This is a genomic window from Pseudomonas sp. BW7P1, from assembly GCF_024981055.1.
GTDB lineage: Bacteria > Pseudomonadota > Gammaproteobacteria > Pseudomonadales > Pseudomonadaceae > Aquipseudomonas > Aquipseudomonas bananamidigenes.
The window spans coordinates 6,034,965-6,048,875 of sequence record NZ_CP103374.1 but is presented as its reverse complement, the minus strand read 5'-3'; the positions used below and the strand labels follow the sequence as shown (position 1 = coordinate 6,048,875).

16 protein-coding genes and 1 other RNA gene are annotated in these 13,911 nt (G+C 60.1%); 6 read left to right on the top strand and 11 right to left on the bottom strand.

Features of this window, described 5'->3' with window-relative positions; translation table 11 throughout:
* Positions 1-3: 3 nt before the first annotated feature.
* Positions 4-477, bottom strand: a complete 474-nt coding sequence (locus NWV16_RS27400) for a sn-glycerol-3-phosphate transporter (RefSeq protein WP_260521457.1) — start codon at positions 475-477, stop codon at positions 4-6.
* A gap of 354 nt (positions 478-831) precedes the next feature.
* Here NWV16_RS27400 and NWV16_RS27395 point away from each other — a divergent pair, with 354 nt between their 5' ends.
* Positions 832-1,500 (top strand): gamma-glutamylcyclotransferase, encoded by a 669-nt coding sequence (locus tag NWV16_RS27395; RefSeq protein WP_065259927.1) that lies wholly within the window; start codon positions 832-834, stop codon positions 1,498-1,500.
* On the opposite strand, the gene glpT is transcribed toward NWV16_RS27395, so the two are convergent.
* Positions 1,476-2,825 (bottom strand): glycerol-3-phosphate transporter, encoded by a 1,350-nt coding sequence (gene glpT, locus NWV16_RS27390; RefSeq protein ID WP_260521456.1) that lies wholly within the window; start codon positions 2,823-2,825, stop codon positions 1,476-1,478. The genes NWV16_RS27395 and glpT overlap by 25 nt on opposite strands.
* 225 nt (positions 2,826-3,050) lie before the next feature.
* Between glpT and NWV16_RS27385 the strand changes: the two genes are divergently transcribed.
* Together NWV16_RS27385 and NWV16_RS27380 are read left to right on the top strand one after the other, a co-directional pair.
* Complete coding sequence (locus tag NWV16_RS27385) at positions 3,051-3,683, top strand: flagellar basal body-associated protein FliL (protein WP_260523593.1); 633 nt, start codon at positions 3,051-3,053, stop codon at positions 3,681-3,683.
* A gap of 174 nt (positions 3,684-3,857) precedes the next feature.
* Entirely contained in the window at positions 3,858-4,466 is a 609-nt protein-coding gene (locus NWV16_RS27380) for an energy transducer TonB (protein WP_260521455.1), read from the top strand.
* A 51-nt stretch (positions 4,467-4,517) separates the two neighbouring features.
* Here NWV16_RS27380 and NWV16_RS27375 read toward each other — a convergent pair whose 3' ends face one another.
* Positions 4,518-5,495 carry an NADPH:quinone oxidoreductase family protein gene (locus NWV16_RS27375; protein WP_260521454.1) on the bottom strand — a complete coding sequence of 326 codons (978 nt, stop codon included), beginning with the start codon at positions 5,493-5,495 and terminating at the stop codon, positions 4,518-4,520.
* 150 nt (positions 5,496-5,645) lie between these two features.
* On the opposite strand from NWV16_RS27375, the gene NWV16_RS27370 reads away from it, so the two are divergent.
* Entirely contained in the window at positions 5,646-6,053 is a 408-nt protein-coding gene (locus NWV16_RS27370; RefSeq protein WP_065259922.1) for a flagellar basal body-associated protein FliL, read from the top strand.
* A 16-nt stretch (positions 6,054-6,069) separates the two neighbouring features.
* On the opposite strand, the gene NWV16_RS27365 is transcribed toward NWV16_RS27370, so the two are convergent.
* The 4 genes from NWV16_RS27365 to NWV16_RS27350 form a co-directional block, all read right to left on the bottom strand.
* Positions 6,070-7,188: an ABC transporter permease gene (locus NWV16_RS27365; protein ID WP_260521453.1), complete on the bottom strand. Its 1,119-nt coding sequence runs from the start codon at positions 7,186-7,188 to the stop codon at positions 6,070-6,072.
* Positions 7,188-9,908: a ribosome-associated ATPase/putative transporter RbbA gene (gene rbbA / locus NWV16_RS27360; protein ID WP_260521452.1), complete on the bottom strand. Its 2,721-nt coding sequence runs from the start codon at positions 9,906-9,908 to the stop codon at positions 7,188-7,190. The genes NWV16_RS27365 and rbbA overlap by 1 nt, the downstream gene beginning before the upstream one ends.
* A complete protein-coding gene (locus NWV16_RS27355) occupies positions 9,905-10,870 on the bottom strand; it encodes an HlyD family secretion protein (protein WP_260521451.1) in 966 nt (321 codons plus the stop codon). Before NWV16_RS27355 ends, rbbA begins: the two co-directional genes overlap by 4 nt.
* 89 nt (positions 10,871-10,959) lie before the next feature.
* Complete coding sequence (locus tag NWV16_RS27350; RefSeq protein WP_260521450.1) at positions 10,960-11,409, bottom strand: EVE domain-containing protein; 450 nt, start codon at positions 11,407-11,409, stop codon at positions 10,960-10,962.
* Between the two features lie 197 nt (positions 11,410-11,606).
* Here NWV16_RS27350 and NWV16_RS27345 point away from each other — a divergent pair, with 197 nt between their 5' ends.
* Complete coding sequence (locus NWV16_RS27345) at positions 11,607-11,762, top strand: hypothetical protein (protein WP_024014743.1); 156 nt, start codon at positions 11,607-11,609, stop codon at positions 11,760-11,762.
* A 37-nt stretch (positions 11,763-11,799) separates the two neighbouring features.
* Here the strand turns inward: NWV16_RS27345 and NWV16_RS27340 are convergent, their stop codons facing one another.
* From NWV16_RS27340 to NWV16_RS27325, 4 genes are all read right to left on the bottom strand, one after another.
* Complete coding sequence (locus tag NWV16_RS27340) at positions 11,800-12,405, bottom strand: 5-formyltetrahydrofolate cyclo-ligase (RefSeq protein ID WP_260521449.1); 606 nt, start codon at positions 12,403-12,405, stop codon at positions 11,800-11,802.
* 80 nt (positions 12,406-12,485) lie between these two features.
* Positions 12,486-12,664: non-coding RNA, 6S RNA (gene ssrS, locus NWV16_RS27335), on the bottom strand.
* Between the two features lie 30 nt (positions 12,665-12,694).
* A complete protein-coding gene (locus NWV16_RS27330; protein WP_065259919.1) occupies positions 12,695-13,012 on the bottom strand; it encodes a cell division protein ZapA in 318 nt (105 codons plus the stop codon).
* Positions 13,009-13,218 carry a TIGR02449 family protein gene (locus NWV16_RS27325; RefSeq protein ID WP_007940359.1) on the bottom strand — a complete coding sequence of 70 codons (210 nt, stop codon included), beginning with the start codon at positions 13,216-13,218 and terminating at the stop codon, positions 13,009-13,011. Before NWV16_RS27325 ends, NWV16_RS27330 begins: the two co-directional genes overlap by 4 nt.
* Positions 13,219-13,343: 125 nt before the next feature.
* Between NWV16_RS27325 and NWV16_RS27320 the strand changes: the two genes are divergently transcribed.
* The gene (locus NWV16_RS27320) at positions 13,344-13,904 is read left to right on the top strand and encodes a YecA family protein (RefSeq protein WP_260521448.1); all 561 of its coding nucleotides are present in this window, start codon (positions 13,344-13,346) and stop codon (positions 13,902-13,904) included.
* Positions 13,905-13,911 lie beyond the last annotated feature (7 nt).

Below are 13,911 nucleotides of genomic sequence, written 5' to 3'. Positions count from 1 at the left end.
TTTCTAGAACCGCACACCCGTTGTCACCATGGCCGCGTTGGCGCCGAGAAACACCAGCTCGGCGCCCAGCGGGCCATAGTGGGCGCCGACCGACGGAATGATCACCGGTGCAACGCCGAAGTGATTGAGCGGGATCTTGTCCTTGTAATCACCTCGATAGCCCTGCAACAAGCCGCCCGTGAGTTTCACGTACACCGGGTAACCGGCGCTTTCGAAGCGTTTGCCTGCGTAGGCGTAATTGGAGCGCTGACTGAACGAGTTACGGAAAGTTGCTCCGCCAAATACCCAGCCGGATGCCTGATTGCGCTCGATGCCGATCAAGTCCTGATGATTATTGTGTTCGGGGTCGGGTGAGTAATGTTTGGTATAGACACTGGTCTGTGCGTACCAGAAACCTTTGTCTTGCGTGTCGTCCGCGGCCAGCGATGGAGCGGCCTGAATCATCAACAGTGCGGCCAGAAATCCTGGTTTTTGCATCGTGCAGCCTCGGTTGAACGGGTTGGCTTGCGCCAGAGGAAAGCCGTTTTACGCAGGCGATCAGCGACGGTAAATATTGGAAGTCCGAAATTTTAGTAGGAAGAATCCCGAGATTTCATGAACGAAACCTGAACGAAGAGAGGGCTAACGATATTTCATTCGGATATTTAAGATATCTGCGCAATGGTATTAGGCTATATCAAACAAGATAGCCCTCGCGGATAACCCCGAATTAGCGCTATCCAAGGTGTCATACATCCTTTAGCACTTTTCGTTTTACAGTTACTGCTATATGTTCTATCAACTGAATTGTGCTTACATCTTGTAATACTTGCAGGGCCGAATACTTTCGTCATGACAGCCATTGAATCTGCTTTTCTGAATCTGGCTTACCCTCCGCGGCTCGATCTGGGGCCGCAGCTGACTCACGAACAACTCCTCGCCTCCATGCAGTCGACCATGGCGCGCCACAAGGGCGGGCCGGTGTGGTTGTTCGCGTATGGTTCGCTGATCTGGCGGCCGGAATGTTCGGCGGTGGAGCGGGTTCGTGGACGGGTGCATGGCTATCATCGCGGGCTCTACCTGTGGTCGCACGAGCATCGCGGTACGCCGGAAATGCCGGGGCTGGTGTTCGGTCTGGATCGTGGCGGTTCGTGCAGCGGCTTTGCCTATCGGTTGCCGGAAGACAACCTCGACAGTGCGCTGTATGCATTGTGGAAACGCGAGATGCCGTTTCCGTCCTATCGCCCGCACTGGCTCAACTGCCGTCTTGAAGATGGCAACCGGGTACAGGCGCTGGGGTTTGTATTGGAACGACACCTGCCCAGCTATGCCGGCAATCTGCCGGATCATGTGCTGAGTCAGGTGTTCGAAAGCGCTTGCGGGCGTTACGGCACGACTCGCGATTATGTCGAGCAGACCGCTCACGCCCTGCGCAGCCACGCCATGCCAGACCGGAATCTGGAGGCGCGGCTCAAGCGCTGTCGGTCAAAAGCCGATCAGGCCACTGCCTCGCGACTCTGACTGGCGGCTCGCTTGTGCATCAAGGTCGGGGCCAGGAAGGCCATCGACAGCAGGCAGGCGCCCACCAGCAGCACGAAACCGCCGTCCCAGCCGAAGTGGTCCACGGTGTAGCCCATCGCGGCACTGGCCGCGACCGAACCACCCAGGTAACCGAACAGGCCGGTAAAGCCTGCAGCCGTACCGGCGGCTTTCTTCGGTGCCAGTTCCAGGGCCTGCAGGCCGATCAGCATCACCGGGCCATAGATCAGGAAGCCGATGGAGAACAGCGCGATCATGTCGATGGTCGGGTTGCCGGCCGGGTTCAGCCAGTAAACCAGGGTCGCCACGGTCACCAGGGCCATGAACACCATACCGGTCAGGCCGCGGTTGCCACGGAAGATCTTGTCCGACATCCAGCCGCACAGCAGCGTGCCCGGAATGCCCGCCCACTCATAGAAGAAGTACGCCCACGACGTCTTGTCGACGTCGAAGTGCTTGGCTTCCTTGAGGTAGGTCGGTGCCCAGTCCAGTACGCCGTAGCGCAGCAGGTAGACGAAGACGTTGGCCATGGCGATGTACCAGAGCATTTTGTTACGCAGCACGTATTTGACGAAGATTTCCTTGGCGCTGAATTCATCTTCGTGGCTGGCGTCGTAGCCTTCCGGGTAGTCGTTCTTGTACTTCTCGATCGGCGGCAGGCCGACCGATTGCGGGGTGTCACGCATGGTGATGAAAGCAAATGCCGCCACCGCCAGGGCCACCGCTGCCGGCACGTAGAACGCTGCGTGCCAGTCATTGAACAGGCCCATGCCGATCAGGAACAGCGGGCCGATCAGGCCGCCGCCGACGTTGTGCGCCACGTTCCATACGGACACCACGCCGCCGCGTTCTTTCTGCGACCACCAGTGCACCATGGTCCGTCCGCTCGGCGGCCAGCCCATGCCCTGGGCCCAGCCGTTGATGAACAGCAGGATGAACATCATGGTCACGCTGGACGTTGCCCAGGGCGCGAAACCGAAAATGAACATCACACCTGCCGAAACCAGCAGGCCGAAGGGCAGGAAGTAGCGTGGGTTGGAACGGTCGGACACCAGTCCCATGAGGAACTTGGACAGGCCGTAGGCAATGGCGATGGCCGACATTGCCAGACCCAGATCGCCCCGACTGTAGCCTTCGTCGATCAGGTAGGGCATGGCCAGGGAGAAGTTCTTGCGCAGCAGGTAGTAACCCGCATAACCAAAGAAGATACCGGCGAAGATCTGCCAGCGCAGGCGTCGGTAGGTACTGTCTATTTTTTCTTCAGGCAAAGGAGCCTGATGTGCGGCAGGTCGAAAGAAAGCAAACATTCAAGAGCTCCAGATTTCTTGTTTTGACTGCGGATGCGAATGTTACAGTTTCGTTACCGAAAATAGCACCGGTTCCCGTCGGCAAAACAGCGGAAAATGTTGGAAGTCGCACGTTCTTTTACGAACCTGTCGCTCAGCTGTAAGAACAGGGCGTTTTCACCACTTATGAACGTGGGGCGGCTTAGACTCGCGATCGGTCAACCGACTGTTCTGCAGAGATGAATGATGGCTTTGAAGGTTCGCATGATGATGCGCCGCTTATTGGTGGTGACGGTTATTGCCGTCGCGGCGCTCACACTGATATACGCCGACCACCCTGCCCAGTCCGGTTTGCGTAATGCCACGGTGCTGATCATCCGTCATGCGGAGAAACCGACCGAAGGCGCGGTACTCAATGCCCGGGGCGAACAGCGGGCTCTCGCCTACGCCGACTATTTCAATCCGTTGAAGCTGGATGGGCAGACGCTGACCCCTGAACGATTGATTGCCGCAGCTGACAGCCCGGTGAGCTCCCGCTCGCGCCTGACCCTGACACCGTTGGCCCAACGCCTGGACCTGCCGGTCGAGCAGCCTTACATCAACGGGGACGTGCATGAGCTGGTCAGGCTGCTGCGCCAGAGCAATGAGGCGCCGACGATCCTGATCGCCTGGCACCATGGCCATATCAACAAGCTGATTCAGGCGTTCGGCGGCGACAGTACGGCCCTGATGGGGCAAAAAAAATGGCCGGACGAGGTGTACGACTGGCTGATCGTGCTGCGCTTCGACGATCAGGGCCGGATCATCAGGACCGACAGCCGGAAGGTTCTGGAGCATTTGTTGCCAGGCGACGAGGCGGATGCAAACCAAGGGAAATAGTCTGTCGGAGAAGTTACTTGTGGGGGGATTCCTTCACGCTTGCACCCAATTTCCCGTCAAGGCTTGGGCAATTTCCTGCATTTACTTCAGAAGCCGCGCTATTCAGTTGAAAATCATTGCTCCGTAACCTTTGTGATGTTGCCGAGAGGGCGCGTCAGTGCGGAAGGTACGGGAATGAAGCAATGGATCATGGCTGTCGTTTTGTTGGTCATTTTCCCTGCTCAGGCGGGAGAAGTATTTGTGATTCCGGACAACACCCCCAGGCCGGTTTACCCGCCTGCGTTATCGAGAGCGGGGATCACCGGTGACGTTAAGGTCCGTTTCATGGCCAATTCGGATGGTTCGGTGAGCGAAATCAGCATTCTGCAAAGTGATCATCCGGATCTGGCGCAAGCGGCCAGGGACGCGATAGCTCAGTGGAGGTTCAAGCCGTGGACGGTTGACGCCGGCAAGCCTGCCAGACAGGAAATCGTGGCGCCCATGGTCTTTCTCCTCGAAGCGCCGGAGGGTGCCCATCAATGGGTTCAGCAGTTGAAATGCCGAGAGTTCAACGAACTGCTCAATCGAATGCCCGAGTATTCATGGGTCGACTCGGCGCCTTTTCACTATCTCCGTGACCACTTGTCGAGCGCTCTTTTCAAGCCACCACTGTCGAAAGATGAAAGACTCGCGCTGATTGCCAGACTGAACCGAAGCGTGGAGGGCGTCGTCTGGCGTTGTCGACAGTGGCCGGTGAGCAGGTTCACGAGGTTTTTGCCGGAAGATGTCCGCAAGTTGCTTTAGTGACGGACGCAGTGAATGGCGATCCGGACAGCATACGAATCGCCAGTTGAGTCAGCGCACCTGCACCACCACCTTGCCCACAGCCTTGCGCTGCCCCAGATCATTGATGGCCTGTGCCGCCTCGCTCAACGGATACACTCGCGACACCAGCGGCTTCAGCTTGCCCTCTGCATACCAGCCAAAAAGTTGCTGGAAGTTCGCCGCGTTATCCTGGGGCTGGCGCTGGGCGAAGGAGCCCCAGAACACCCCGAGTACCGCCGCGCCCTTGAGCAGCGCGAGGTTGACCGGCAGTTCGGGAATGCGCCCGCTGGCGAAACCGACCACCAGCAGTCGGCCATTCCAGGCGATGGCGCGAATGGCCTGGTCGAACAGGTCGCCGCCGACCGGGTCGTAGATTACGTCGGCGCCCTGGCCGTCGGTCAGGCGTTTGATTTCGTCCTTGAGACTGGTTTCGCTGTAGTTGATCAGTTCATCAGCACCGGCAGCCTTGGCCACGGCGAGTTTCTCGGCACTGCTGGCAGCGGCGATTACCCGGGCGCCCATGGCCTTGCCGATCTCCACGGCGGCCAGACCAACGCCACCGGAGGCGCCGAGCACCAGCAGGGTTTCACCCGGCTGCAGATTGCCGCGCTGCCTGAGTGCATGCATCGAGGTGCCGTAGGTCATGCTGAACGCGGCGGCGGTGTTGAAATCCATCGTCGGTGGAATCGGCAGTACGTTATAGCCCGGTACCGCGACCTGTTCGGCGAAGCTGCCCCAGCCGGTCAGGGCCATGACCCGATCACCGACCCTCAAGTGACTGACCTTTTCCCCCACCGCGCTGACCACGCCGGACGCTTCGCCACCGGGCGAGAACGGAAAGGGCGGCTTGAACTGGTATTTGCCCTCGATGATCAGCGTGTCCGGAAAGTTGACCCCGGCGGCGTGCACGTCCAGCAGGATTTCATTCTTCTTCGCGACAGGACTGGCGACGTCTTCCAGCACCAGCGATTCGGCAGGGCCGAAGGCTTTGCACAGCACGGCTTTCATCAGGGCTATTCCTTTGGGAGTGATGGCCGATAAGTGTAGGTGTGGCAGTCAACGGGTCAACGAGCATGCCCGGCCCTGATAGTCCGCCATAAGCTTGTGCTTGCGCGGCGGGTCGTTATGCTAGGCCGCAAACCGGATAAGGAGCGAATTGTGAAAGCGTGGATCATGTTGTTGCTGGCCCTGTCTCTGCCTGTGGCAGCGCTGGCCGAAGAAGCCAAAGAAGGCGAGGCGCCGAAGGTCAACTACATCACCTTGAGCCCGCCGTTCGTGGGCAACTACGGGCTCGACGGCACACCGAAGCTCAAGGTCTACAAGGCCGACGTGGCGTTGCGGGTGACCGGCGACGAAGCGACCAAACTGGTCAAGGCCAACGAGCCGCTGATCCGCAATCAGCTGGTGGCGCTGTTCACCCAGCAGACTACCGATGCGATGGGCAGTATCGAAGGCAAGGAAAAACTGCGTCAGGAAGCCTTGAAGCAGACCCAGCAAGTGATGAATGACGAAACCGGCAAGCCGGTGGTCGAGGATCTGTTGTTCAATAACCTGATCATTCAGTAAGCGGCGTTGCTGCGGATCAGGACGCCAGGCTCCTGCGAAAGCGCGCCAGGGCGATGCAGAAGAACAGTAATCCGATGACGGTCAGCGCCAGCAAGTCCGGCCAGACCACACTCAGCCCGGCGTCGCGGAACAGAATTGCGGCGCCGAGGCTGACGAAATGGGTGGAAGGCGATCCCTGCATGACCCATTGCAGCCACTGCGGCATGCTGTCCAGCGGCGTACTGCCGCCCGACAGCAGCAACATCGGGATAATCACCGGGATGGCCAGCAGGCCGAACTGCGGTGTCGAGCGCGCCAGCGTTGCCAGGAAGATTCCCAACGCGGTGCTGGCGAACAGATAAACCGCCGTGACCAGCAAAAACAGGCCCAAAGAGCCGGACAACGGTACGCCCAGCGCGCCTTTGACGATCACCTCCAGCGACAACCAGGTGCACAGCACCACCACCAGCATATTGCTCCAGATTTTCGCCAGCATGATTTCCAGCGCGGTCAGCGGCAGCACCAGCAAATGGTCGAGGGTGCCATGTTCGCGTTCCCGCAGCAGCGCCGTGCCGGTCAGGATGATCGCCAGAATGGTGATGTTGTTGACGATCTGGATCACGGCCAGAAACCAGCCACCCTCCAGGTTGGTATTGAACAGGGCCCGGGTCGTCAGCTGCACCGGGGCAACGGCCTGCGCATTGGCCTGGCCGGCGTAAGCCGACAGCTCGCGCTGGAATATCCGGCCGATGTAGCCGGCACCCATGAACGCCTGGCTCATGGCGGTAGCGTCGACATTGACTTGCACGGCCGGTTGACGGCCCGCGAGCAGGTCGGTCTGGAAACGGGCCGGAATGTTGATGACGAATGTGTACTGGCCGCTGTCCATGACTTCATCCAGTCGTTCGTAGCGCAACGGGACGGGGGGCTGGAACTCCGGAGGTTGCAGCGACTGGGCCAATTGGCGTGAAAGGGCGCTGTGATCCTCATCGACAATCGCCACGCTGGCGTTATGCACGCCGATTACTGATCCGGCGGCCGGCATGTAGATGGCTACGGTAAAGGCGTAGAACAGGAACAGCAGCAACACGCTGTCGTGACGCAGACTTGTCAGTTCCTTGAGCCCAAGTCGCAGGATATGCGTGAACTTGTGCATCAGGCCTCCTGCTTTTTCAACATGACCAGGCTCAAGCCGGTGAATGCGATAAAGAAGCCGAACAGCGCCAGGCACTGTGGCCAGAGTTGTCGCAGATCCAGCGCTTTGGTGAACGTTCCAACTGCGATGTCGAGGAAGTGGCCGGCCGGGAACAGCGTGCCCATCACGGCAGCGGCGCCTTCCAGCGACGAGCGCGGCACGATCAGGCCGGAAAATTGAATGGTCGGCAGGCTGGTGATGATCATGGTGCCCAGGATCGCTGCGATCTGCGTTCGGGTGAATGCCGAGATCAGCAGCCCCATGCTGGTGGTGGCCAGTACATAGAGCAGCCCGCCGAACGCGAGGGTCAGACCGCTGCCCTTGAACGGTACGCCGAACAGCCAGCGATTCATGGCTGCCAGTACCGCGAGATTGATCAGGCTGACCAGCAGATAAGGCGTTTGCTTGCCCAGCAGAAACTCCAGACGCGTCAAGGGGGTGGCGTAGAAGTTGGTGATCGAGCCCAGTTCCTTCTCGCGCACGATGCCGAGCGCCGTCAGCATCGCCGGAATGAACGCCAGGATCAATGCCATCACACCGGGGCCGATCGCATTGACGCTGACCACATCCTGGTTGTAGCGAAAGCGGGTTTCCAGGCTGGCGGCAGTCAGTGGGTTGAGTGCGCGGCTGCTCTGTTCGGCCAGTTGCTCGAGATTGGCCTGATGGACGGCCTCGACGTAGTTGCGACTGGTTTCTGCGCGAAACGGCATGCCGCCATCCAGCCACGCCGCCACGGCCGGCCGACGTCCGGCGTACAGGTCGCGGCCGAATCCGGGCGGGATCTCCAGCGCCAGTTTGATTTCCGAACGTTGCAAGCGTCGGTGCAGGGATTGCGCGTCTTGAATGACGGGCTGCTCGGCGAAATATCGCGAACCACGAAAGGCTTCCAGGTAGGCACGACTTTGTGGTGTCTGGTCCTGGTCGTACACGGCGAAAGCAAGATTTTCCACATCGAGGGAAATCCCGTAACCAAAAATCACCATCATGAAAATGGCGCCCAGCAGCGCGAACGCCAGGCGCACCTTGTCGCGCAGCAATTCTTTGCCTTCACGGCTGGCCACCGCCGCCAGACGGCCGAAGCTGAAACCAGGTTCGGTGTTGGCCATGGCCGGGGCCATCGGGGCGGACGTTGGTTCGGGTGTCGGCGACGCTTCGCTGTTGTCCTGGGCTTGCTCAAGGCAGCTCACGAATGCAGCCTCCAGGGATTCGCCATTGAATTGCTGCTGCAGGGCGGCCGGTGTGTCACAGGCCAGGACCCTGCCCGCATGCATCAGGGAGATGCGGTCGCATCGCTGCGCTTCGTTCATGAAATGGGTGGAGAGGAAAATGGTCACGCCCTGATCACGGGACAGCTCGATCAACAGTCGCCAGAAATCGTCTCGTGCTGCCGGATCGACACCAGAAGTCGGTTCATCCAGTATCAGTACTTCCGGGCGATGCAAGACAGCGACCGCCAATGAGAGGCGTTGGCGCAGTCCCAAGGGCAAAGCGCCTGACGGTTGATCGGCGACGCCTTGAAGATTGAAGCGCTGAATCAAGGCGTCGATGCGTGGGGCGCTCTCGATCTTGGGCAGGTCGAACAGGCGTGCATGCAGGTCCAGGTTCTGCCGGACGCTGAGTTCGCCATACAACGAAAAGCTCTGGGACATGAAGCCGACACGCTTGCGTGTGGCCAGATCCCTTGCGTCCACCGGGTTGCCCAGTAGCGTCGCGCTGCCCTCACTGGCTGGCATCAGCCCGGTCAGGACTTTCATGGTGGTGGTCTTGCCGCAGCCATTGGAGCCGAGGAAGCCAAAAATTTCACCGCGCCCGATGGCGAAGCTGACGTGATCCACCGCGGTGAAGTCGCCAAAGCGCAATGTCAGATCGTGGGCTTCGATGGCGATATCGGTGGTGTCGTTGCGAGGTGGTATCTGCAGAGGTTGCGGGTCGTGATGGCTGTCACCCTGAAAGTGGGTGAAGGCATCATCGAGTTTGCCGCTTGGGGTGACGGCTGCCAGATCTCGGCTCAAACCCGAGGCAATCATCCGGCCACCGTCGAGCATCAGACAGTGCTCGAATTGTTCGGCTTCTTCCATATAGGCCGTGGCGACCAGCAAGGTCAGTTGCGGCCGCTGGCGCCGCACGTCGTCGATCAGTTCCCAGAAACGTCGCCGGGAGAGCGGGTCCACACCCGTGGTGGGCTCGTCGAGGATCAACAGATCCGGCTCATGGATGAGCGCACAACACAGCCCCAGTTTCTGTTTCATGCCGCCGGACAATTTGCCGGCCGGGCGGTCAGCGAACCTTAGCAAGTCCGTGGCGCGCAGCAGGTTGTGCAGTCGTTGTTCGCTTTCGTCGGCGGGCAGACCGAACAGCGTGGAGAAAAATTGTACGTTCTCGCGGATCGAAAGCTCCGGATACAAATTGCCACCCAGCCCTTGCGGCATGAAGGCGATGCGCGTGTACAGCGTGTTGCGATGGGTGCGATCCTGAATCGGGCCGCCGAGGACTTCCAGCTGTCCCTGCTGCAGGGCTTTTACACCGGCGATCAGCCCCAGCAGGCTGGACTTGCCGGCACCGTCAGGGCCGATCAGACCGCAGCGGGTCCCCGCCGGCAGATCAAATGCAATCGCGTCCAGGGCTCGCTGCTGGCCATAGCGGTGCGCGATGGCGCTCGCCCGAACCGCGATGCCGTTCATTGCAGATTGGCCGGCCAACCGATCGGCGCCGTGCGCACGTAGCCGACGCCGGGCATGCCGGGCTTGGCCTGCGGTACGTTGCCAGGCTCAGTCAGGCGCAGCTTGACGCGAAAGACCAGTTTCTGCCGCTCGTCGCGAGTCTCGACCTCTTTGGGGGTGAACTGCGATTTGGCCGCCACGAAACTGACTTTCGCCGGTAAAGGCCGGTCGGGCAGTGCATCCAGCACGACCCGCGCGTCATCGCCCACTGCCAGGTGTCCGGCCACGGACGCCGACAGATAAAGATTCATGTACTGATCATTGGGATCGATCAACAACAGGACTCGACCGCCAGCGCCCAGCACTTCGCCGGGTTCGGCCATGCGCAGCTGGATAACGCCGTCGATCGGCGCGCGCAAACTGCTGTCATCGATTTCACTGGTCAATTGCGCTACCTGGGCCTGAGCTGCGCCGATGGCCGCGCTGACGGCGGCAACCTGCGCCCGGGCTGCCGCTACGGCTGCGTTGCCGGTGCCGATGCGCGATTGCAGTTGATCGATGACCTGTGCGCTGACAAAACCATGCTTGAACAACGACTGGGAGCGACCGAGTTCCTGCTGGGCCAGCAGTTGTTCACTCTGGCGCAACTGTACGTTGGCCTGGGCGGCAGCCAGGTTTTCCTGGGTACGGATGACCTCGGCCTCGGCCTGGTTGCGCTGGGCCTCCAGGGTTCGGGTATCCATTCGGGCAAGTAACTGACCTTTGCTGACTTTGTCACCTTCATCGACCAGCACTTCGGCGAGGCGTCCGGGCGTTTTACTGGCGATTTGCACTTCGGTGGCTTCCAGGCGCCCGTTGCCGGAGGACAGACCCTCGGGCAGACGGCTGCTCACGGACTTCCAGTAACCGAAACCGCCGGCGGCCACCAGCAACACGATGAGAGAGCCGGCAAATAAAAGGGAGGAACGGCTGTGCGCTGACATGGGGGCATCCTGCGACTGTAGCGTCCAGTTTGACGGTTCAAGCGCAGTTATCGATTGATATCAATCAAATGAGCGGCAAACCTGGTTTTTTACCGCAAGCCGAGTATCGCCGCCCACTGCTCGGCCGTCACCGGCATCACCGACAGTCGCGAGCCTTTCTGCACCAGTGGCATCTCGGCCAGCGCGGCCTGCTGCTTCAGGTAATCCAGTTTCAACACCCGGGAAAACGTCTCGACATGAGCGACGTCGATGGCGCTCCAGGCGTTTTTCTCCGGCGTGGCTTTCGGGTCGAAGTAGTGGCTTTCCGGTTCCAGTGCGGTGGGATCCGGGTACGCGGCCTGGATGATTTTGCCGATCCCGGCAATCCCGGGCTCAGGGCAGCTGGAGTGATAGAAAAAGAACTCATCTCCTGCCGCCATGGCCCGCAGGAAATTGCGCGCCTGATAGTTGCGCACCCCGTCCCAGCGCGCTTTGCCGAGCTTTTCGAGACCCTTGATCGAGAGTTCGTCGGGCTCGGATTTCATCAGCCAAAAGGCCATGTCGTGTGCTCCTGAAAGGGTCATTGGGCAGGTTGTCGGGCAATTTTATGACAAACCGACAGTCGGTTGACGCCAGCATTTGCGCAGCGGTTCACGTTGTCGCAAAATGCCGGCCTTTAAAGCTTGACGCTGCTGCACGGCCTACGAATGGAAACCGCTGCTGTCATCGTGATGATGTGCCTTGAGGGGGGCAATCGATGAAACGCAAACCGGATTTGCTGTGGACTTTGGTGATTTTGTTCGGCTTGGGCGTCGTGACCACCGGTTATGCGCAAAGCCTGTGGGCCAACAAGACCGATGCTCCGATCGAAGTAGCGCAACAGGTACAGCAGTCAACCGCATTCAAACGCTGAAACCGTCTTTCCGACGCCGCTGACTCCCTCGCGGCGTCTACCCTGCGAAATATCGCGCCCTGTCGGTCACCGTTCCCTGCAACGGTACATCCCAGCTGGCCTGCGCCAGTCGTTCGACTTTCTGACATTCATGGGCCAGGCCCAGCAGCGTCGGCTTGCGCCAGCTTTGGCGGCGGGCCAGATACGCCAGGCTGCGGTCGTAGAAACCGCCGCCCATTCCCAGGCGCCCGCCGACGTCGTCGAATCCCACCAGTGGCAACAACACCAGATCCAGTGCCCATATCTTGCGCTGACGGGCCGGATTGATCCGTGGTTCCAGGATGCGGAAGCGATTGCGCCGCAGTTTCTCGCCGGGGCTGATCTGCTGAAAGACCATTTTGGTGCGTGGCCAGGCGCTCAGCACCGGCAGGTAGGTCTTCTTGCCTCGACGCTGTGCGGCGCGCAACAGCAGGCGCGGATCGATTTCGCCGTCGGTGGGCAGGTACAGGGAAATGTGCTTCGCCCGGCGAAACTGCGGGTCCTGTGCGAGCTGTTTATACAGGCCTTCGGCGGCCGCTCGTTGCTGGCTCGGCGTCAGGGAGCGGCGAGCCTTGCGCAGCAGGCGGCGCAGTTGGGGGCGGGGCAGCAGCGCGGGTTCGGTCATGGTCGGCTTCGGCAGGATGAGGACGAAAACGTACGCATAAAAAATCCGATGCCGGCATGCACCGGCATCGGATTCGAATCAGGCTCCCCGGATGAGCCGCTGTCGACTTAGCCCTTGAACCCGAGAGTTCAAGGTGGAGGATGCAGTAGGCTTTAAGGCTTTCCGTCTGGCGGACATGCACACCAGCCCAACGTGCAACCCCCAGGGTAGTGCAAATCGGCTCAGGGACATCGTCAACTGGCAAGCACCCCAGGGAGTGCGGCGAGTATACCTCAAGCGGTCCGGTGAATCAGCCCTTGCTGATGTCCGGATCGTCGGCCAGCGCCAGATCGACCCGATCGAGCAAGTCGCGTACCTGTTCACGGGTCGAGCCGCTGGTCTGGATGTCCGGGCGCTCTTCCTTGTGCAAGAGATCGTGGGTGATGTTCAGGGCGGCCATCACGGCGATGCGGTCGGCACCGATGACTTTGCCGCTGCTGCGGATCTCGCGCATCTTGCCGTCCAGATAGCGTGCGGCACTGACCAGGTTGCTGCGTTCTTCCTGGGGGCAGATGATCGAATATTCTTTGTCGAGGATCTGCACGGTAACGCTATTGCTTGAACTCATGAGTCTTGCTCCAGGGCCTTGAGGCGCGAAATCATCGATTCGACCTTACGCCGGGCGATTTCGTTTTTTTCAATGAGGTGAGCGCGTTCCTCGCGCCAGGTCTTTTCCTGAGCTAGTAAGAGTGCGTTTTGACTCTTTAGTTGCTCGACCCGAGTAATCAGCAGCTCGAGTCTGGCCATCAGCGCTTGCAGGTCGGTGTCTTCCATTGTGTCCACTGATTCGGTCTGATGGGTTTGGCCGGGAGGCAGCCTTTAATGGTCTTGGCGTGTCTGTCGATGTAGGATACAAGGCCTTCATTCTAGACATAGCGCCGTCTGGCGCCTAGCTGCCCATGCCCATTCAGAATTCCCCGTACCAAGCCTTTGCCACCCTGCTGACTGCCAGCGGTCACAACGTCTCGCCTGCCGAACTGCATGGCCTGCTGCTCGGCCGCAGCTGCGCCGGTGCCGGCTTCGACAATGAAGGCTGGCTGATCGACGCCGCCGAAGTGCTCGATGGCGACATCCAGGACAACGTCCGCAACGCCCTCGTCGGCCTGCAGGAGATGGTCAAGGGCGAGCTCACCGGCGACGACGTGACCGTCGTGCTGCTGTTGCCGACCGATGACGTGCCGCTGGCCGAACGCGCCGCCGCACTGGGCCAGTGGTGCCAGGGCTTCCTCACCGGTTTCGGCCTGAACTGCCGCGACAGCAGCATGCTGAGCACCGAGGCCACCGAGGTGTTGCAGGATCTGGCAGCGATCTCCCAGGTGCAAGATGCACTGGAAGAATCCGAAGACGGCGAAAGCGACTACATGGAAGTCATGGAGTACCTGCGCGTAGCGCCGCTGCTGCTGTTCTCCGAAACCAGGAAAGCCGACGTGCCGCCAGCGGCCAAGCCGTCGCTGCACTGATCGCCGT

Coding starts and splice junctions, on each gene's coding strand:
- NWV16_RS27400 (WP_260521457.1), bottom strand. CDS start 477: ATGCAAAAACCAGGATTTCTGGCCGCACTGTTGATGATTCAGGCCGCT.
- NWV16_RS27395 (WP_065259927.1), top strand. CDS start 832: ATGACAGCCATTGAATCTGCTTTTCTGAATCTGGCTTACCCTCCGCGG.
- glpT (WP_260521456.1), bottom strand. CDS start 2,825: ATGTTTGCTTTCTTTCGACCTGCCGCACATCAGGCTCCTTTGCCTGAA.
- NWV16_RS27385 (WP_260523593.1), top strand. CDS start 3,051: ATGGCTTTGAAGGTTCGCATGATGATGCGCCGCTTATTGGTGGTGACG.
- NWV16_RS27380 (WP_260521455.1), top strand. CDS start 3,858: ATGAAGCAATGGATCATGGCTGTCGTTTTGTTGGTCATTTTCCCTGCT.
- NWV16_RS27375 (WP_260521454.1), bottom strand. CDS start 5,495: ATGAAAGCCGTGCTGTGCAAAGCCTTCGGCCCTGCCGAATCGCTGGTG.
- NWV16_RS27365 (WP_260521453.1), bottom strand. CDS start 7,188: ATGCACAAGTTCACGCATATCCTGCGACTTGGGCTCAAGGAACTGACA.
- rbbA (WP_260521452.1), bottom strand. CDS start 9,908: ATGAACGGCATCGCGGTTCGGGCGAGCGCCATCGCGCACCGCTATGGC.
- NWV16_RS27355 (WP_260521451.1), bottom strand. CDS start 10,870: ATGTCAGCGCACAGCCGTTCCTCCCTTTTATTTGCCGGCTCTCTCATC.
- NWV16_RS27350 (WP_260521450.1), bottom strand. CDS start 11,409: ATGGCCTTTTGGCTGATGAAATCCGAGCCCGACGAACTCTCGATCAAG.
- NWV16_RS27345 (WP_024014743.1), top strand. CDS start 11,607: ATGAAACGCAAACCGGATTTGCTGTGGACTTTGGTGATTTTGTTCGGC.
- NWV16_RS27340 (WP_260521449.1), bottom strand. CDS start 12,405: ATGACCGAACCCGCGCTGCTGCCCCGCCCCCAACTGCGCCGCCTGCTG.
- NWV16_RS27330 (WP_065259919.1), bottom strand. CDS start 13,012: ATGAGTTCAAGCAATAGCGTTACCGTGCAGATCCTCGACAAAGAATAT.
- NWV16_RS27325 (WP_007940359.1), bottom strand. CDS start 13,218: ATGGAAGACACCGACCTGCAAGCGCTGATGGCCAGACTCGAGCTGCTG.
- NWV16_RS27320 (WP_260521448.1), top strand. CDS start 13,344: ATGCCCATTCAGAATTCCCCGTACCAAGCCTTTGCCACCCTGCTGACT.